Genomic DNA, 19,387 nt, shown 5'->3' with positions numbered 1-19,387 from the left:
ACGGACAGAGGGAGATGGCATGAGCTGGTCAGACGAGATCACCGGAACGCAACTTGATCTTTCTCAGGCGCCTGCTCAATTCGGCTGGGCAGGGAAGATCCTCGAGCGGTTTTTGCGGGGCATACGATACGGTCATATCAAGATCGTGCTTCCATCCGGCCAGGTCATCAACAAGCAGGGCTTTCACCCCGGTCCCGAGGCGGTCATCCTGATCCGAAGTTGGCGGATGTTGCGCCGTGTGCTTGCTGCAGGCGATATCGGATTTGCCGAAGGTTTTATCGAAGGCGATTGGACCACGCCGGACCTTACCGCAGTGATCCGGTTCGCAGCAAGGAATGGCAATGCTCTGACGCCCGCAATCGAAGGCGGCTTGCCAATGCGTATCGTCAATCGCATCAAGCATCTGTTTCACGCCAACACCAAGCGTGGCAGCCGTAGGAATATCGAGGCGCATTACGACCTCGGCAATGATTTTTATGCGCTTTGGCTTGATCCCTCCATGCTCTATTCCTCTGCGATCTTCGACGAGACGACGTCGACATTGGAGGAAGCGCAGGCCAAAAAACTTGATCTGATCGCCGAAAATCTGAAGCTTGCAGGCGGAGAGACCGTTCTCGAAATCGGCTGTGGCTGGGGCGCACTAGCTACACATTTGGCAAAGGTAAACCGGGCAAAGGTGACCGGGATCACCCTGTCGCCCTCACAGCTTTCCTTCGCCAACGCTGTCATCGAGCAGTCTGGCCTGTCAGGGGATGTCACGCTCCTCCTCCAGGACTATCGCGACATCAACGGCCAGTTTGACCGCGTCGTCTCCATCGAGATGTTTGAAGCTGTCGGCGAGGCCTACTGGCCAAGCTATTTCGATGCTTTGAAACGGTGCCTGAAGCCTGGCGGCCGTGCCGTCCTGCAGATCATCTCGATCGAAGAAGAGCGGTTCAGGACATATCGCGGCAGCACCGACTTCATCCAGAAATACGTCTTTCCAGGTGGCTTTCTGCCATCCGACAACGCCCTGTTGGCGTCGGTTGCCGATGCGGGTCTCGCCGTCAGCGAAATCGAGCATTTCGGGATGTCATACGCCCGCACCTTGGCAGAATGGCGAATTCGTTTCGAAGAGCACTGGCCCCAGATTGCCGCGCTCGGCTTCGACGAGCGATTTCGGCGCCTGTGGCTCTATTACCTCTGTTACTGCCAGGCGGGTTTTGAGGAAGAGACAATCAGTGTCGGGCTCTACACGGTCGAGCATGCACCGGCGCAGCAGGGAGGAGGTTTGTGATGAGGACGATCAGCATTGTGACAATCGGTGTTTGCCTCGCATCGGCAACAGCCGCCGGTGCCGCCGATATTGATGGCCGCTGGGCCCGAGGCGATGGAAACGCCAGGGTGACGATCGCGCCATGTGGCTCCGATATCTGCGCGGTCAATACCTGGATCAAGCCTGGCACGCCGAAGGAGAAGAAGGGCGACAAGCTGGTTATGACGATCAAGCCCGATGCAGACGGCATTTATTCCGGCAGCGCGTTTGATCCGCAACGCAACCTGACCTACCGGCTCACGGTGAACGTCAAGGGTGACACGATGACGACGAAAGGCTGCATCGTTGCCGGTCTGTTGTGCAAGGGCATCGAGTGGACACGGCTCGATTGAGCGCGACAAAAAGGAAATGCCGATGAGGAAGTATGTCGTTGCCTATCTCGTGACGTTGATCGTGATGGTCCTGATCGATGCCGTGTGGCTCAGCACCATGGCCGACCTGCTATACCGTCCGGCGATCGGCGACATGCTGGCGCCGGAGTTCAGGCTGGTTCCGGCAGTCATTTTTTATCTGATCTATCCCGTCGGACTGGTTTTTCTCGCGGTTCGGCCGGCCTTCAACCAAGGATCGCTTCAAGTGGCAATCCTCTCGGGCGCTGTGATGGGCTTTACTGCCTACGCCACCTATGACCTGACCAACCAGGCGACCCTGATACGCTGGTCGACGGCCTTGACGATCGCCGATCTATGCTGGGGCACATTCCTCTCCGCCATCGCAAGTGGTGCCGGCTATCGGGTGACCGCGCGTCTGTTGCGCATGTCGATCCACAAAGAGGTTGGGCGGTGAACGGAGTGCCTGAGCATAAACGGTCCGTGGCGGTGACGGGTAGGCAGGTGCGCGCCCGACGTTCCAGCATCTTTCTGATGTCTCTGCTCATCTGCTGGTCAATGAGTTTCGGACAGGCCGTAGCGCGGGATCGCGAAGCGCCCCCGGTGCGGATCGATGTCGGTGGCTATTATCTCAACAGCATTCTCATCGAAGCGGATCGGCGGAAAGATCTTCCGCCGATCGTTTTCATTCATGGTGCAAGCACGAGCCTTTATGATCCGGTTCTGTCGTTTCGCAAAAAGCTCGAGGGCAGGGCGACGCTTTTATTTGTCGACAGGCCAGGCCATGGACGGTCGGATCCGGGTGGGCCCGAGAATATTTTGCCCGATGGGCAAGCCGATGCGATCGCGACGCTGATGGAAAAGCGCGGCATTGGCCGGGCGATCATCGTCGGGCACTCATTCGGCGGTGCAATAGCTGCGGCATTGGCGATACGCCATCCCGACAAGATACGCGGCCTCGTTTTCCTATCTCCGGCCGTCTACTCGTGGTCGAGCGGAGTGGCCTGGTATTACGATGCAGCGCGTGCTCCGGTCACTGGCGCATTGTTCACGACGTTCGTCGTGCCGCCGCTCGGCCTTTTGGCGATCAACCGCGCCACAAAGGCTGTGTTCTCCCCCAACTCGCCACCTCCTGGATACGTCAAAGACACCAAGGCGGTGCAGGCACTTCGTCCGGCTGCGTTTCGACACAATGCGAGAGAAATTGCAGCACTCAGCGACTGGGCGAAATTGGCCAGCAAGCACTATCGGCATATAAGGGTGCCGACGATCATCATCACCGGCGATGCCGACAAGATCGTCTCTCCGGACATCCATGCCCGGCATTTGGCGCGTGATATCCCAGGCGCCAGGTTGATCGTCGTCCATAACCTCGGACACAAGTCCGACTATGTTGCCGGGGATCTCGCGATTGCCGCGATCAAACGCATTGCCGGCCGCAAGGTAGATCTTTTCGCCGCCGTCCGCAGGGTTGAAAAGAAAATAGCAAATGACCGCAGCAACTAGGGCCTGGCGTCCGCGGATCGTCAAGAGCCTGTCCGTATTCTATTGTGTCGCCGGGATATTACACCTCACCTGGCCGCAGCCCTTCTTGTCGATCACTCCAACCTGGGTTTCTCATCCTGAAACGGTAATTGCCCTGACCGGGTTATGCGAGATCGCGGGCGCGATCGGTCTTTGCACGCCACGAGTAAGCCGGCTTGCTGCTGCTACACTCGCTCTTTACGCGTGTTGCGTATTCCCTGCCAATATCAAGCACGCGTTGGACGGTTTGGGGGCGAGCGATTCGTCGGTCTGGGAATGGACCTATCATATCATCCGGCTCCCACTTCAGCCGGTCTTCATCTGGGCAGCGTTGTTCGCTGGAGACATCGTCACTTGGCCTTTCGGATCGCGATTGTTCGATCGCGCGTCCAAAGCCAGATAGAGCGCGTGGCTAAGATCCGTTTTCGGCGCCGTCGGGAACTCGGCTGTCGTTGGCGAATGGGATGAAGCTGTCGTGTTGCCATGGGCCCCCCAGATATCTCCAGAGATCCAGGCCTATCACTCTGATGGCACGTGGGCGAAAATCGACCGTCAGGTCGCCGTATAGTCTATCGGCGATCACCCTTGATACTTTGTTCTGCACTGTAATATGTGGGCGCCACGGCTGCATGTCTTGCGGGCCAAGCCAGGCCTTGAACGCGGATTTTAATTCGGCACGCACTGCCGCCAAGGCATCGTTGTCGATGTCGAACGCCACGCCTGCTCCAAGATGACGGATACCGACGACGCTTGCCTCAAACGCGCGAACGGCAGAGGCACTCATCGTGATCTGAGCCACAATCTGCTCACGATACTCGCCCGGCAACCGGTGGAACATCGTCAAATGAGCTTTCAGTAAGTTGCGGTCCGGCGGAAAATGCTGGCGCCGCAGATCATCGAAAAGCTCGCGATCGCGCTCTGCAATGGACGCGGTGAGGATCAGGGGAAAACGCGTCTTCAATCAATGTCCTTTCGCTCGACATCCGATCGCCCTTTAAGGAAGACAAGAGCACTGTGTTTCCAAGGTCACCACCATATAGCTCCTCGGTCCAATTGGCGCCAAGGCCGAGATGCCCGCAGATTTACGACGGGGAATTGCTCAAAACGTGGACCCAAACGCCTAAGCGGTCGATACAAATGCGTTGAAGCGAGCGGTTAAGGATCGACCGAGACGATCAGGTGCCGGCAAAAAGATCCCTACATCCTTCCTTTCAGGACGATAACAGTGAGTTCAGACGGGACGGCAACACGGAGTGCGAACCCGGGCCATAGGCCTGTTCCATTGTTGACGTAAAGCTGCATGCCGCCAACGCTATACATGCCAGAGACATATCCATCATTGCCGCGCGCAACCAGCAGATCCAGCCCACGCACCATGCCGCCATGCGTGTGGCCGGCAAGCTGAAGAGCAATTCCGGCTCGGGCCGCGCGGGCTGCCATCCTCGGTTGATGGGCAAGGAGAATGACCGGCGCACCACTAGGGGCATTTTTCAGCGCAGCGTCGATATCGGGTGGCGGGTAGGGCCCTCCGATTGCCGCTATATCCGTGACACCTGCGATGACAATCTCCTCGCCGTCCCGTCGAATTACGGCATGCTGATTGAGGAGCATGCGGATACCCAGTCCGGCATCATGCGCCATCCAATCCTCGTAGCCGAAATAATATTCGTGGTTCCCAGGGATCGCCATCACGCCGTCGCGCGCGCGAAGCCCCGCAAGCGGAGCGACATCCTCCCGTCGCACGTCAATGTCGCCATCGATAAAGTCGCCAGTCACAACAATCAGATCCACGTCAAGTACGTTGGAGCGGGCAACAACCTCGCTCGCCCAGGCTTTCGCAAACAGTCGGCTAATATGGAGATCGGTCAGTTGCAGGAGGCGATATCCTTCAAAGGCTTTGGGCAGACCACCTATCTCGACTTCGATCGTCTTCACGGGCGGAACGCGTACCGCTTGGCTGACACCATAGGCTGCCAGACTGAACGCAAGGGCTGCGATACCGTATCGTAGTTCGAGCGGCGTCTCTGGAAATCGCCAGATCACGGCTGCGACCGCAAGCGAGAGGACGTCCAATGCGATCTGGAAAACCGCCAGAAATGCGATCGCGCCAAAGAGCACATTGAAGGCGATGACAACAGGACGCGGAAACTCCGGCGAAAGCACCGACCCTGAGGATAGGCGGCTTATCAGGTGATATTGCGATGCGACCAGAAGAACGGCGCTGACAACAATCTTAAAGGTTGTTGGCCAGGGCATCGGCTCGATAAAGCGCAAAACGACAATCAGCCACGGAAGACTGAATATGAGGTGAAACATCAAGCAGGCCTGGATGTGAAATGCAGGAAGGGCGAAGCGGTCGACGTACCCCGAGGGAAACGCTACTCGAAGGTGGTAAGATCAACGCATCTGCGCAAGGTCTGTGGAACACCCGGAGGTAAATTCGGTTCTACGTCAGGAGAAACAGGTCAATGACGCCGTCAGATCAGGACCCCTACGGCACTGGTGACAGGTCGACCGAATATGGGCAGAGGAAGAAGCCTCGCGAGGACAGATAAGATCGGCGTGGTGTGTCGCGATCGCAGCCGTCGTGGTTATTCTGTTTATCCTGTGGCTCTTCGTGTGGTCGCACTAGTCGTTGCCGCTGTCATGGATCGCTAGTCGCCAAACCGTCCTCATCTTCAACAGACAGCATGTCATTGAACGTCATTTTCCTATTTCTCTACTCACCCGAGCTTAATCAATTCGGAGGGATGGGTGCTGCTCTTTTAAATAAACAGACGCTCCGCCCCGAGAATAGAAAGCCTCCACCGGATCCTCCGTCGCATGTCGTAACCATGCGCGTCGTTGGTGATGTGAAAGGCTCGGTGCCTTTGGCCGAAAATGGCCTCAAGCGCCACCGCCCTTCAACGAGCGACAATTGTAGAGAAGGCATGATGTCACTAACAAGCTGCGGCTGCGCCGAAACACAGCTTTGCGCGAGGCAAAGGACAGCTAGTGGGGACTAAGGGGCGAAGGGCTGACTTGCCGACGCTTGCGTCCTCATCTTTTCGGACTTCTCAGATCGGGGCATGGCGCGCAGGTGAACAACGTCAAGCCTTCAAGTAGGTCGTTGGTCCGGTGTCAAGCGAAGTGAGGATTTGACCCCCTGGGAGGTTAGTTTCTCACTTCGCCTGACATCCGGTAAGAAAGGCTACCGGTAACAGGCTCCGGTAACGGCCTGACGCCCCAACGAACGTGCCATCGTTGCAAGGTAAGTCGCAATCTTGCGGCAATGTCGAGTCAAGCGTATGAGCAAGCCGCTATAACAGCCCTCAGGTGGATTGCGCGCATGCATAGTCATCGTTTCCTCTACGCCGTGATCCTCGCGGCATCAGCCCTGTCGGTTCTCACCGTCATGCTAATAACCTCTCTTTGTGCCCAGTCTCGCGCCGTGCGTGAGGCCTACCAGGAAGATATTTCGATCAACGAGATGGTTGACGCCGACGACGGTGATCGGACAGATCGATTGAAGCGCGCTGCATAGCCCAAGCGACGAGCTTGCGGCTTTGCCACTCGCCGGCGCCCGGCAATACGCGGCGGGGCATCCCGTTCGTTTCTAGAGCGAGATTCCGATCGGTGGTGAATGTCCCGGGGGTTGCCAGCAGCAAGTGTTTGGCGCACAAATTCACTATGAGATACTGCGTCGCAATCGTCCTAGCGCTCTTTGCCTCGCCAACTGGTGCTCAGGAACGGCCGAAGACCCAGGACGAGCATCGCGCCTACCAGGTATTGAGCAAATGCGTCCTTTATGCCGCCGGGAAATTCGCCAAACTTGATGACACGGTCGACGGGCTGGCTGAGGCAACAATGGCGGCGTGCCAAGTAGAGTTTCGGCTGTTCTCAGATGCCATCGATAAAAGCCGGCCCGAAGATGTCAGGGCTACCATGCTGACCAAGGCAACAGAAGAGATGCGGGATCTTGCGATCAGGACTGTGGCTGGCATCCGGCTCAGATAAGATCGACGGTTCACCGCTTCTGCGGATGTGTCGAAGGCGATTTGCCAATAACCTGTTATGTCCGAGCTTACGGAAACCCGACGGCTCGACCAACGCCGATCCTCCGAGCTATCCAGTCTGCTGCAAGCGGCAAAGCTAGACCAAGCGTCACAGCAATAGCCATGATAAAGATCGGTTCATCGATCTGCAGAATGCGCACGAACAGAATGCGGGTACCGGCAACGATAAACACGTGGAGAAGATAGATAGGCATGGACCGTTGACCAAGATAGGTCATGGTAGGGGTAAGGGCGTCAGGAAGTTTGAGTGATAAGACGATGGTCAACACAATGCCTGAAGCGGCAGCAGGCATGGCCGAAAGCGATGCATAGTCGCCGCCTCTACGGACACAGTCATAGGCAAAGGTAACAAACACCAAGCCGGTAGTCGTGATGAGCTCGCCGCGTGGCCGGGATGTTGCGATGGCATCTACGGCGTGGTGACCAAGCCATGCTCCGAGTGCAAAGTAGAGCCAGTTGCGCATGACGATATCAAAGACATTCGGCAACAGGGAAAACTCTAGCGAAAGCCTAGCGACAATTGCGCAGAGGAAAAAGCGCCAAGCACCAAGCGTTGGCAGGATCATCACCGCCAGTACCTGCATGAAGAACAACGCATAAAGAAACCAAAACTGCGACGGAGGAGACCACAGCATCCGAACGATCAGCATGCCGCTCAATGGCACCGGCGCCGTCACCAGAGAGCTTGCCGTGGCAATCACAATACTCTGAATTGCGCCCCACAGGAAATACGGAAGAACGATCGACGAAAGGCTTGCAGAGAGAAATTGCCGTGTCCCTCTGTCCAGCCGCGGGACGATGAACAAGCCGCTTAGCAGAAAAAAAAGCGGCATATGGAAAGTGTATATCGCGTCGAATACCAATTTTCCGAGACCGGTCGGATCCAGCTGGCGGGCCGAAAGCATCCCGCCAAGCGTGTGGCCGAAAACCACAAGGACGATCCCGATACCTCGCGCGCTATCAACCCATTTAATCCTTGATCTACCGACCTTCAGCATGTCTCCTGTCGGAGACAACGTCCCAGGGACTGCGTGAGATCGATCGACCATGGCGACTACCGATCGGCTGAGACCGTTTTGATACTGGCCGGAGTCGATCCGCTGATCGGTGTGAAGCCTTGTCGCTGTAGCTTGACATTGATGAGGTCGCCGGGGGTCAGAGCAGTATGCGCTAAGGCATCGATATCCTGCGATTTGCCATCGATGACACGCGTAATCCGATAGCTTAGTCTATCTTGCAGATCTGACATCGACTGGCCGGCAATGGCCGGCGAAGCCAACGCGAGCGCCGCAAGCCGCTCATGTGCGTTGGTGATTTTGAGCTCGGTTTCCTTCAACTGCGACTGCGTATCTTGAACTTCAACAACCAGTTCTGCGCGACGTTCGTTGTGCAATTCCGAAGTCTCACGATCCGCTTTGCTGATCTCCTGCTTGGCCCGCAGGGTCGCTGTTCCAAGATCGATGAGATTGCCTTGCAAGTCGGCAATAGTCGATTCCAGTCCCAGTACCCGGGCACTAAGAACAAGGCCCTGGTCGGCAAGCTTATTGGCTTTTTCGAGCTCTTTGGTCACCAGCTGGATCTGTCGCGATTGCGTGACCGACTTCTGCTCAAGCGAGACGACTTCATTTGAGTAGAGCGACTTGATCTCATTGAGCGAATTGAGCTGCGAGGCCATCGTTTCCTGCCTGGCCGTCATCAGCTTCTTTTGGCTTTCGAGGAGGTCACTCGTATAGTCGCCTGGCCTGGCGTCAGCCGGCGAGGCGATCTGTTTGGCTTCTTCTAACTCAGCACTCAAGCGTGCCTGCTTGATCAACAGGAAATCGCGCTGCGCAATCAATACGGCAAGTTCACCGCTCACAGCCAGAAAATCCTGTGTGGTTTTTTCCGGCGATTCACCACCGCGGCTCATACCTCCAGCCAATGCGACCGCCTTTAACGGCGTCAGATCCGGCGAAAACGCGTACGTCCCGGGCGTTGCGACGTCGCCGACGACGTAGATGCCACGATACTCGGCTATCTCAACCGCCGTCTCCGGTAGCGCCGAAAGACCGAATTTTAGCTGGATATTGACGGCTATCTCGGCGGCAATATCTGCAGGATTCTTGCCTGACACGGCAACCTCTCCTGCATAAGGCAGAAGGATCGAGCCGGTTGGACCAACTATATATAGCCCATTAAGTGCCGGCCATTCCTTGAAGCTATCTTGGCTGTCACGCGATTCCACAACCTTGATGTTCAGCTTGTCCATCGGGCCAAGCTGGTACCCCTCAGCGGCAAAACCGCTTACAGGAAAAACAAAGGCTATCAGAACCGATGTCGTGTGCAGGCGCCCTCGCGCGCGCCGCAGCAGACTGCGTTCGTTGTTCATGATGGAGCGCTCTATGGTCTTTAATGTGCCACTGAATATGTTGAGTATGAGTATCTAAAATGATGTAGTCAAGAGGGTTGGTGAGGGCTATTTTGCGTATATATTATAGTTCTACGATGATATATGGATGTATTGATTATTGATGGGCGCATGTCTACGATGGAGTTGGATTTACATCAGACGTAAGGCTCCGTGAGTGGTGCGGATATGTGTATGAAATACTTACGTCTGGCGGCAGATTGACCTGGTTTCCTAGCTGGCACAATTGCCGACGTTGTATCACCGCAACAAGCGTCTCTCGCGCAGATCTCGAGAGCGACATCGGCGCTGGAGATGGGGCGATTCTCACGCATCGATTTTCTGAAAGATAGGCAGGATTGAATAAAGTTTGGCCACTCTGATCCGTTGGTTTTGAATAGACGTCCAGTCAGCCGGAGGCGCGCGGTGAGAGTTGCATTCATTTCGACTATCCCGATCTTCCCCCTGTCGGGCGGCAATCGCGCTAGGCAATGGACCTTGATCCGCGAAATCAAGGCCCTCGGCCACGAGGTTGATTTCATATTTTTGCCTTCCCGCCAGCAAGGCGAGTATCGAAGGGACGAGCATCTCGAGTTTCTGGGGGCGGAACACTTCCACGAGCTGAAGCGCCAAGGCTTACGCGCCGGCCTATATCTCGGCAAACGAGCCGCCTACCGGATCTTCCGCGCGCTCGCACGTGGCGTCGGAGCCCCGATATCCTCGACGCATTTTCTCGACGAGATCTATTATCACCCTTTTTCAAGCCAGATCCGCAGGCTCAATTTAAAGCACGATTATGATGCGGCAATCGTTACCTATATCTGGTTCTCAAGCGCGCTGCGATCATTGCCGTCCCACGTCTATAAGGTCATCGACACCCATGACAGTTTCGCCCAGGTCGCCGGCGACAATGTTGAAGCAACTGCATTGAAACGAGCTGACGCGGTCGTCGCCATCCAGGAGCAGGAGGCAGAGGTTTTCAAGCAGCAGCTCGAACAGTCAGACCAAGAGATCTTCACGATCAGTCATATCGTTCCCTCGACGACAGGTGTTTGCCCTGTTGACAATCTTGGAGCAACCTTCATCGGATCCTCTTTCGCTGCCAATCGTCAGTCGATCCATTATTTCCTTAACGACGTCCTTCCCCTGATCCTGAAACGCCGTCCCAATTTTAAGCTTTTGGTTTGTGGCACTATCTGCAACGATATTCCCGACCATCCGAATGTCGAAAAACTCCACTTTGTCGCCGATCTCAAACAGGCCTTCCGCCGCGCGCCGATCTCCATAAATCCGATCACTGCCGGCACGGGCGTCAAGATCAAACTCCTTGAATCGATGGCGCATGGCGTGCCAGTCGTCAGTACCAAGAAAGGCATGGAGGGACTTGATTTACAGGACCTCCAAGGTGTGACCGTGGTCGATGACTACGATCCGCAAGCCTTCGCAAATGCAGTTCTTGCACTTTTCGACAATGTCGCGCAGCAGACAAGATCGAGTGAGGCTGCTCGACGGGCCGCCCTTAACTGGAACAAGCGACAACGTACCTCTCTGCAGCGCTTGCTCGCAAGCGCGGCTCGCGAACAGCGGTAAACGCGTCCGGCCAGGGCTTTGGACGAATCGTCGCGAAATGACGCTGCTGACTGGTCACGAGAGCCCCGGTTGCGATTGATCCTGAATATACCGGCCGTGTGCGGAACTATCGGATCGAAACGAAACGACTCTGCCGTCTGGCAAGAAGATAGCCTCTCCTTTTAAGGATCGATTGACCATGTCGGTTGATTTGGTTTTAACCATCATGCCGAGTTGACGCATGGTGTGACGATGACGAAGCGTCTTCGAAACTATCTACTGGCTTTTGCCCTTTCGCTTGCCATGTGGCTTGCCTTGATCGCGTTTGTCACCTGGCTCTGGTGACGGAGATGCTAGGTCGTTTAGCCTGTCTCGGTTGCCCTTTCTAAACGACCGCCATCATGTGCTGAGGCTTCACCGTCCAAGAGCGTAGGAATGTCACTCTTGACGGCATCCATGGTTGCTTGGGCTTGATGTGTCAGGCGAAGTGAGAAACTCCAAGGGTCAAATCTACACTTCGCTTGAGATGATGTGAGACCCTGAAAATCACCAGATGTTTCCCGCGATCCTCGTCATCTGCTGCAGTTTCTATTCGCGCATGTTATTCGGGCCGCCTCCAGGTCCTCGCGAGCTTCGGTCAGAGCAAGATGTCCCATACTTGAAAGGTTAGCACGATATCGGACTAACCTTGGGAACAAAACGGTCTCGATCGACATTTTGAATAGCAAATCCATTAGGTTAATATCGTATGCGCGAACTACTAACAGGCCTCGTGCTGGCCTCTTGCCTCCTCCCGGTTGCAGCGGCGGGGATGCGGGTGTCAACCTACCTATCGGAACCTGTTGCCCCGCATGAGTTTACTGATTTGCTTGGCGAGCCATTGTGGTCGTCCGAGGTCCGGAGGGTTGATCCAAGCTTGCAAGCTTACGAGCGGCTTCCGGCGGTGTTGGCCACAGATACGCTCGTGGCAACGGCTAGGCCCGAAGAGAGCAACAAAGTGGCGCTCGACTTGACGAGCAAGCCAGAGGTCGTCGGCGATCAGGTTGCTCCATTGGCCGATACGTTGGCCGGGAAGACCCGGGAGTGGTGCGGCGCCCGGTACCGCTCATATAATCCTGCCGACAACACCTACCAGCCTTACGGTGGCGGGCCGCGGAGGACGTGTGCAGCTCCGATCGAAGCAGTTACTGTTCAGCGGGTTGCCGAAGTTGGTTTAAGCAAGCCATCCGCAAGCGAGCGCTGGTGCATGGAGCGATACAGCTCGTATCGGGTTGAGGACAACACGTACCAACCGTTTTCGGGTGGCAGGAAGCAATGTCCCGGGCCGTCATCGGAGGCCAGCGCCTCCATCCAGAGTGCTGCGGGCGCTACTGTGGCCCAGTTCTAAACTACGACCTTCCATCTTTTCCACCAAATTGGGATAGCCGACACGCCTCACGTTCAGGCAGCTCTGCACGAGCGAGTACGACCCCGACCACCCAAGTGGTTTGGCAGCGCGTTGGATCCGGAGCTACGGAAACATCTGGTCTGCTGCTTACTCTGAACCGGCGACGCGTAGGATGCCCATTGCCGATCAAGCCTGTTAAAACCATGAGTTGGAACACAAGTCTGTTGGTCTTCTCCAGATGTAGCGCGAGCGTGGCGGACGATTGCATAACGGCGATCTAGGTGAGATTCGTCTCATCCTGATTGCCGCGCTATAGACGATGGCGCTTTTGGATGGTCGCCCATCGTTCGCCTAAAGCCGCCGCGCTCGTCGGGCGGGGCTAACTCTGCTTCAGAGCTCGTAGATGTCAGCATTGTCTTGACGCTCGCGCAGACCTTTGTAAGAGGCGTGCCTCAGGCTCCCATCGTTGGTCCAACCTCGAAAATTGATCTCGGCAATCAGGGTAGGGGCCGAAAACACATAATTTTTCCCCTTCAGCGGAACGACAGGCTTGGCAACCTTCAGCTTATCTAACGTGGTCCTCAGCTCTGTGGCCTCCCGTTCTTTGAAACCTGTGCCGACCGACCCCACCGAAACCCACCCATCACCCTTCCGGGCGGCAAGCAGCAAGCTCCCGACACCGCCCCTGGCGAGCGAGGACTTCTCGTATCCCACGATGACGAAGCTTTCGCTCTGCACGCACTTGATCTTCAGCCAGTCGCCAGTGCGGCCGGACCGGTATATGCTGTCTCGGTCTTTTGCGATGATACCTTCGAGCCCAAGGTCGCAGGCTGCCTGCAATAGTTCAGCACCATCTCCGGCTATCTCTTCAGAAAGCCTGATTGCACCATTCGCGCCTTCGCCAATTAAATCCGCCAGCAGGTGTCTTCGGACTGAGAGCTCTGTCTCGGTCAGAAGATGCCCGTCGAAATAGATCAGGTCGAAAGCGTAAAATACAGCCTCTGACGATGCTCGTTTGCCGCCTCTGCCGCCGAGGGAGCGTTGAAGAGCGCCGAAATCGGAGCGACCTTCTTCGTCCAAAACCACGGCTTCGCCGTCAAGAATTGCGGTGCCTACACCCAGCATGCTTGCAGCCAGTGCGATCTCCGGAAATCGATGCGTCCAGTCGTGGCCGCCGCGTGTGAGAAGCCGAACACCTTTAGGGTCTATGTGGACGGCGAGGCGATAGCCGTCGAATTTCAACTCGTAAGCCCAGTTTCCAGCGCTTGGAGCCACTGTTTTAAGAAGCGCAAGCGCAGGCTCAATACGCTCAGGCATCTCATCGAAGGGTAGCTCAGGCTGCTCGGGGTCTCGTCGCTTACGCGGCTTCGATCGGGCAACGCTTGGTTCTCTGACAAGTGGTTTGGGCTTGCTACGCATTACAAGGCCTCGCTCGGCGACTGGTTTTGTCGCCTGTCGTTATCGAATAAAGAGATAGGGTGAGGGCCATTTCGTTGCCTCAACCTACTTTGGCGTGTTCGATGGGCTGGTCAACCGTCCTCGCCGCTGCGTGGAACTTGGGGGACTGGCCCATCTTCAACTGCTAGGCGCCGCCTTTCATAAAGCCGTTCATGGTTCCTGCTAGCTGCTGGAGGCTATTGATGACACCCTCACGGCTTTCTTGCTCACGTTGAGTTTGGCTCGATTTGAACACGACAGCAAGAATGCAAACACGCCGTGCATCCGTCAGTTCCGCGACGATAGCCATCGATGGCTAATATTTGCCTTAGCTCAACGGAGTAACTTCCGTCCGGTAGCGGACACAGCCACCGCGTTCTTGCTAATTAAGCATACGCAACTGATGATAGGTCGGCCGCGCGAGTCTTGGAAGGCTTCTAAGAACCGTGTGGCTTTGGCGGGCGGTACCTTGTTGTTGGAGGACCTCATCGTGCCGTTCGCCTCTTGTATTTCCTGCAATGTAATAGATCCGATACGTCGTCGGATTTCCCCCATTGGATTGACGATAGTCGAAGGATGGTCGCACTGCGGGCTGGTCTTCCTCGCCTACCACATTCTGAACATCTTCGCGACTTACCGCCGTTTGTGGAAGTCACCCCCGTTGTTTTCGAACAATGCTTCCTTTGTGCGGCTGTTTTACCATTGTGTTAAGCAGCCGCCTTCGTTATCGGATGGGCGTCGAAGGCTCTCGCCAAGGAAGCTTCCCGACGAGCGGAAGGCGCCTGTTGGAAGCCGGGCTGTCTTCCGCTTCAAGCTATCCAGACGATAAGGCATAGTGCCAGTGTGAAGACAGCAAAGTTCACGTTGATCAGTCGGTTGGTAACAACATATGCTTTGCGCAGTGCGGGCGGGCAAAGATCGTCAGCAACATCTATCCAGTAATAATTTGCCGATCGATCGCAGTAGACGCCACGTCGAAGCGCTTCTTCACCTTGCTTGTCATTCAGATGTCCAAGGTAGAAATGTGCCGCTGCTGCGATGATGAGGATCGTGATGAAGGCGTAGACCATTGCTTATTCCCCCAAACGCACGAATGTGAATATAAGCCGAAGCTGAAATGCGTTCAAACCACGAAAGTTAGGGGTTTCCACAGAATATCAAACAGGGAGCCATTTTAAATTGAGCGGCATCACGATTATGCGTTTCGGCACGCTAGTGAAAATTCGCAGTTTGAATAGCGCCGAGTTTCGAGACGCCCTCGGGTTAGATTCTCTGCTGCTTCTCGAACTCAACGGGCGACCGCATGCCGTTCCTTCAGGCAGGGTGGCGTGGCGTTGCGCTGCTGAAGGATGTCGATCTCTGGCGAGTTGATGTGGTTGTGTACATACAATCCGCCACCAAGGGCGCGCACGAGAAGGAATAGGGCGGTGACCTAGCCGGAGGGAGAGTCCGACTAGGTCTTGGGGAGGGCGCTGATCCGGAAATTAGGGAGGAGGATCGGATCAGCACTAATCTAATTCGCACGTGCGAGATAAGTTCCGCACCGCACAAAATTGAAAAAACTGCCGAGGACGGGTCGGCAGGAGTTCCAGTGCAGAAACACCAGCGTGATTAGTCTCGCCTTTTCCGGACCGCTTCAGGCATCTGTTGTTCCGGGACATATCGAACTGGCTTCTGGCGAGTCGGCACATGATCAAGTCGGTGTACCAGTGGTCAGACAGAAGAACCTGCTTGAATTGAAGCCGCGCCTCCCGATAAGTCATCTCGGACTCAGTCCGGTAAGGTAGAGGATTGCCTGGCTGAATCCGTTAATGCCCTGCGTCTCTGCACGCTGGGTGACCTTGCTTCAACTGCAGTAGCTCTGCCAGTTGCAGTCGTCCGCCTTCCAAACATCCACAACGGCTCGCGGTGTTGCTATGTCACGCAGAAGAGGCTTTCGATGTCAGAGGCTGATGAAGACCAGGAGTTCGCCAGATGCTTCGCTGAAGGGCGACGAGCAGGGCGGATTGGTTTGTCGCCGATCGCAAATCCATACATGCAAGCTGACGCGATCTGTTTAGCCGCTTGGGTTGAAGGGCATGCCTCAGTCGATATGATAAGCCTATCAGGTGCGGATCGCGCGGCTATATTCGATGAAGGATCGATCGCAGGGCAAACAGGCGAGCCCGCAACATCATGCCCATATCTTGACGATGAGGAACCAGAGCGAATGGAGATATGGTTATTAGGGTATGCTCCAAATGTCTAATTAGCCCATCCTGAGTTTTGCCGTGCGCATTTGCCAAGGGCACGAATGGACGACCATATCGCGTTTCCCCCGCGACTTAGAGCAGTCATGCCGGTACATGAAAGGTAAGCGCTGTCTCCCCGCTACCTTGACCCATTTGAAGTAGCTCGTTTCCAGCGCTACCGCTGAGACAGAGATGCTTAGAATTCGCCTACAGCTACTCCGTAGTGAATTGCTTCAAATGGTGGCTCACTTTCCGGACACATTGATTTTTCGTTCGGTATCAGGAGTGCTGATCCAATCACGCCAAGTTCGATAGGTAATCTCGCCTGACGCAATTCCTTCAATGATATCACGACACAGGCGCTCCTGTAGAGCGGAGCGAGTTAAGCCGCTCTTTTGCCGAAGCTCCTTTAGTCCAGCTTCGCTCAGCTCCAGAAAACCAGTTTTGGGGCAGCCCTTGATCATCTCGTCATGCGTGGATGGAAGCTGCCGAATTATGGATGCGCTGTATTCGAATGTTTCGGCGTTCAAGGGCTGCGGATTGCCTTGTGCGACAGCGTGACCAGTGATCGTGAGATAGGCAATCAGAAACAAGCGCCCAGTATTCATCTATGATCCCCAGCAGCGTTGAAGCGATTGCGAGCAGATTACGTCGCCGCGATGCTGTCAAGTTGGGATGGTGAAATTCGATGTCACGAGCGAATTGGCTCGATAGCAGACTTCAGCCTTGTGCTGGCTGCGGATAATTCCACGGCATCAGCACGTCAATCTGACTCTGCCTGTGCCCATTGACGATGGTGCTGAGCGTGGCGGACAGGTAGGCGAACGGATCGACAGCGTTGAGCTTGCAGGTTTCGATGAGCGAGGCGATGGTCGCCCAGTTCTCGGCTCCTGCATCGTGTCCGGCGAAGAGCGTATTCTTCCTGTTCAAGGCAATCGGCCTGATTGTTCTTTCGACTGTGTTGTTGTCGATCTCAATGCGGCCGTCGCTGAGAAATAGGCAGAGTCCGTTCCAGTATTTGTCGATGTAGGCAAGAGCCTCACCGAGCGGCGACTTGCCAGCGACACGGGCGCGATGATGCGTCAGCCAAGTTCGCATGTCCGCAATCAATGGCGATGATCGTTCTTGCCGCCCGGCGAGGCGAGCTTCTGCGGAGAGCCCGCGTAGTTCGGTCTCTATCCGATAGAGTTCGCCTATCCGCCGTACGCCGTCCTCTGCAATTGGTGCCGATCCGCTGCGCGTGATCTCGACCAGCTTGCGACGAGCATGGGCCCAACAATAGGCAAGCCGGATATCCGGTCCAACGCGATCCGGTGCGATCAGGCGATTATATCCGGCATATCCATCGACTTGGAGGATGCCTGCGAACCCTTGCAATATCCGCTCGGCATATAGACCACTGCGACCGGGTGCGTAGGTAAGGGCAACACCGGGCGGCGCACCGCCGCGCCACGGTCGGTCATCACGAGCCAAGGCCCAGAAGTATCCGGTCTTGGTCTTCCGGGAGCCAGGATCGAGGACCGGCGCACGTGTCTCGTCCATGAACAGCTTCGTCGACCGCTTCAGGTCGGCGATAAGAGCGTCGAAGACCGGGCGGAGTTCGAATCCTGCCCGGCCAACCCAGTCGGCAAGAGTGGATCGATCAAGATCGATGCCCTGTCGACTCATGATCTGAGCCTGCCGATAGAGCGGCAGGTGATCGGCATATTTGGACACCAACACATGCGCGATGGTCGCCTCGGTCGGCAGTCCAGCGTGGATCAATCGTGCAGGCGCTGGAGCCTGGGAAACGCCATCGGTGCAAGCACGGCAGGCATATTTGGGACGACGAGTGACGATGACGCGGAACTGCGCCGGGATGACATCCAGTCGCTCGGACACGTCCTCCCCGATGCAATGCAAGCCGCCACCACAGGTGCAGATCAAGCTTTCCGGCTCGATCACCTCTTCGACACGAGGAAGGTGCGCGGGAAGAGAGCCCCGATTGGCGGCGCGTGGTTTGGGTTGCGGTTTGCCCGGAGCACTGTCGGCCTCGTCTTCGGCATGAATCGCCGCAATGGCCGTTTCCAAGTCTTCCAGTGCAAGATCGAACTGCTCAGGGTCAGTCTTCTCGGATTTACGACCGAAGGCTGCCTGCTTAAAAGCAGCGACCAGTTTCTCCAGCCGCTCGATCCGCTCATCCTTGCGGGCTTCACGCGCCTGCGACGCAACCAGCATCGCCTTCAGGGCATCGATATCGTCTGGAAGATCGACCGCATCCAACATACTGGAAGTTTATCAAATTGGGCGGCGTCTCGCTGTCGGAATTTACGAACCGAGTCATCGTGACGCACCTACTCGATTGCCGTTGGCGCTCTTACCTCAACAGAACGGACCCGCCGCCAGTCGAGCCCCGCAAATAGCGCCTCAAACTGGGCATGGCCTAAGGTCATCAGACCGTCCCGGATGTCTGGCCAAGTGAACGTGTGCTCCTCCAGTCGTTTGTAGGCCATCACCAGACCGCTGCCATCCCAGTAGATCAGCTTCAATCGGTCCGCCTTGCGTGATCGGAATACGAAGACCGTCCCCGTAAATGGGTCCTTGTGCAGCTCGTTCTTGACCAGTGCGGCCAAGCCGTCGTGACCCTTGCGAAAATCGACAGGCTTGGTCGCCACCATGATCCGAACCCGGTTCGACGGAAAGATCATGCCGGAACCGCACAAGCCCGCGCAACGGCGGCGATCCGGGAGGCGGACGCGCCTTCCTCCAAGCGGATGGTGACAGCGCCGACAATGATCTCGGGACGGCTGGCTTTCTTGATGGGCGGCTCCACAACTGGTGGATCGACGACAACCGCCGCGAACTCCACCGCATCCTCGGGTGCTGGCAGAACCAGCTTGCCCTGCCGTGCCATCGTTCGCCAAGTCGACAGGTGGTTCGGCTTCAGCCCATATCGCTCAGCTACTTCATTCACCAACGCTCCGGGCCGTAGGCTTTCCGAAACGATCTGCGCCTTGATCTCGTCCGGCCAGTGCCGATGCTGCTCACGCCCAGACTTTCTGGTCGTGAGAAACTCCAATGTACTCTCCATGGAGAAACTCCAGTTGCTCGTCCGTGGAAAGGCGATCACAGATCACGGCGGCGAGGACAACGTGGGAGCGGAACACCGCTTACC

Annotated in this window: 18 protein-coding genes; 8 read left to right on the top strand and 10 right to left on the bottom strand. The window is 56.2% G+C overall.

Features of this window, described 5'->3' with window-relative positions:
• The first annotated feature begins 19 nt into the window (after positions 1-19).
• The 5 genes from BM216_RS30375 to BM216_RS30355 all read left to right on the top strand — a co-directional run bounded on the left by BM216_RS30375 (position 20) and on the right by BM216_RS30355 (position 3,571).
• On the top strand, positions 20-1,276 hold the full coding sequence (locus tag BM216_RS30375) for an SAM-dependent methyltransferase (RefSeq protein ID WP_093003656.1): 1,257 nt from the start codon (positions 20-22) through the stop codon (positions 1,274-1,276).
• Positions 1,276-1,647 carry a DUF2147 domain-containing protein gene (locus BM216_RS30370; protein ID WP_093003654.1) on the top strand — a complete coding sequence of 124 codons (372 nt, stop codon included), beginning with the start codon at positions 1,276-1,278 and terminating at the stop codon, positions 1,645-1,647. The genes BM216_RS30375 and BM216_RS30370 overlap by 1 nt, the downstream gene beginning before the upstream one ends.
• 22 nt (positions 1,648-1,669) lie before the next feature.
• Entirely contained in the window at positions 1,670-2,101 is a 432-nt protein-coding gene (locus BM216_RS30365; RefSeq protein ID WP_093003652.1) for a DUF2177 family protein, read from the top strand.
• Positions 2,102-2,178: 77 nt separating this feature from the next.
• Positions 2,179-3,150, top strand: a complete 972-nt coding sequence (locus tag BM216_RS30360) for an alpha/beta fold hydrolase (RefSeq protein WP_093003650.1) — start codon at positions 2,179-2,181, stop codon at positions 3,148-3,150.
• A complete protein-coding gene (locus tag BM216_RS30355) occupies positions 3,134-3,571 on the top strand; it encodes a DoxX family protein (protein WP_093003648.1) in 438 nt (145 codons plus the stop codon). The genes BM216_RS30360 and BM216_RS30355 overlap by 17 nt, the downstream gene beginning before the upstream one ends.
• 9 nt (positions 3,572-3,580) lie before the next feature.
• Here the strand turns inward: BM216_RS30355 and BM216_RS30350 are convergent, their stop codons facing one another.
• On the bottom strand, positions 3,581-4,129 hold the full coding sequence (locus BM216_RS30350) for a 2'-5' RNA ligase family protein (RefSeq protein WP_093003646.1): 549 nt from the start codon (positions 4,127-4,129) through the stop codon (positions 3,581-3,583).
• A 236-nt stretch (positions 4,130-4,365) separates the two neighbouring features.
• Complete coding sequence (locus BM216_RS30345) at positions 4,366-5,484, bottom strand: metallophosphoesterase (RefSeq protein WP_093003644.1); 1,119 nt, start codon at positions 5,482-5,484, stop codon at positions 4,366-4,368.
• A 1,012-nt stretch (positions 5,485-6,496) separates the two neighbouring features.
• Here BM216_RS30345 and BM216_RS30340 point away from each other — a divergent pair.
• Together BM216_RS30340 and BM216_RS30335 are read left to right on the top strand one after the other, a co-directional pair.
• On the top strand, positions 6,497-6,691 hold the full coding sequence (locus BM216_RS30340) for a hypothetical protein (protein WP_143102914.1): 195 nt from the start codon (positions 6,497-6,499) through the stop codon (positions 6,689-6,691).
• A 128-nt stretch (positions 6,692-6,819) separates the two neighbouring features.
• On the top strand, positions 6,820-7,164 hold the full coding sequence (locus tag BM216_RS30335; protein WP_143102913.1) for a hypothetical protein: 345 nt from the start codon (positions 6,820-6,822) through the stop codon (positions 7,162-7,164).
• 67 nt (positions 7,165-7,231) lie between these two features.
• Here BM216_RS30335 and BM216_RS30330 read toward each other — a convergent pair whose 3' ends face one another.
• Entirely contained in the window at positions 7,232-8,221 is a 990-nt protein-coding gene (locus BM216_RS30330; protein WP_177230989.1) for an acyltransferase family protein, read from the bottom strand.
• A 56-nt stretch (positions 8,222-8,277) separates the two neighbouring features.
• Entirely contained in the window at positions 8,278-9,591 is a 1,314-nt protein-coding gene (locus BM216_RS30325) for a polysaccharide biosynthesis/export family protein (protein ID WP_093003636.1), read from the bottom strand.
• A 444-nt stretch (positions 9,592-10,035) separates the two neighbouring features.
• Here BM216_RS30325 and BM216_RS30320 point away from each other — a divergent pair, with 444 nt between their 5' ends.
• Positions 10,036-11,199 carry a glycosyltransferase gene (locus BM216_RS30320; protein ID WP_177230988.1) on the top strand — a complete coding sequence of 388 codons (1,164 nt, stop codon included), beginning with the start codon at positions 10,036-10,038 and terminating at the stop codon, positions 11,197-11,199.
• A gap of 1,756 nt (positions 11,200-12,955) precedes the next feature.
• On the opposite strand, the gene ligD is transcribed toward BM216_RS30320, so the two are convergent.
• The 6 genes from ligD to BM216_RS33800 all read right to left on the bottom strand — a co-directional run bounded on the left by ligD (position 12,956) and on the right by BM216_RS33800 (position 19,303).
• On the bottom strand, positions 12,956-13,984 hold the full coding sequence (ligD, locus tag BM216_RS30310; protein WP_093003630.1) for a non-homologous end-joining DNA ligase: 1,029 nt from the start codon (positions 13,982-13,984) through the stop codon (positions 12,956-12,958).
• An 827-nt stretch (positions 13,985-14,811) separates the two neighbouring features.
• A complete protein-coding gene (locus tag BM216_RS30305) occupies positions 14,812-15,072 on the bottom strand; it encodes a hypothetical protein (protein ID WP_093003628.1) in 261 nt (86 codons plus the stop codon).
• 1,406 nt (positions 15,073-16,478) lie between these two features.
• Positions 16,479-16,841, bottom strand: coding sequence for a hypothetical protein (locus tag BM216_RS30300; protein WP_093002733.1), 363 nt, complete (start codon positions 16,839-16,841; stop codon positions 16,479-16,481).
• Between the two features lie 112 nt (positions 16,842-16,953).
• On the bottom strand, positions 16,954-18,498 hold the full coding sequence (locus BM216_RS30295) for an IS66 family transposase (protein WP_093002731.1): 1,545 nt from the start codon (positions 18,496-18,498) through the stop codon (positions 16,954-16,956).
• A gap of 68 nt (positions 18,499-18,566) precedes the next feature.
• Positions 18,567-18,920 carry an IS66 family insertion sequence element accessory protein TnpB gene (tnpB, locus tag BM216_RS33805; protein WP_143102878.1) on the bottom strand — a complete coding sequence of 118 codons (354 nt, stop codon included), beginning with the start codon at positions 18,918-18,920 and terminating at the stop codon, positions 18,567-18,569.
• The gene (locus BM216_RS33800; protein WP_143102877.1) at positions 18,917-19,303 is read right to left on the bottom strand and encodes an IS66-like element accessory protein TnpA; all 387 of its coding nucleotides are present in this window, start codon (positions 19,301-19,303) and stop codon (positions 18,917-18,919) included. The genes tnpB and BM216_RS33800 overlap by 4 nt, the downstream gene beginning before the upstream one ends.
• Positions 19,304-19,387 lie beyond the last annotated feature (84 nt).

Source organism: Rhizobium sp. NFR07, from assembly GCF_900111905.1.
Lineage (GTDB): Bacteria > Pseudomonadota > Alphaproteobacteria > Rhizobiales > Rhizobiaceae > Neorhizobium.
The sequence above is the reverse complement of the archived record's forward strand: the minus strand, read 5'-3'. Positions and strand labels throughout refer to the sequence as shown.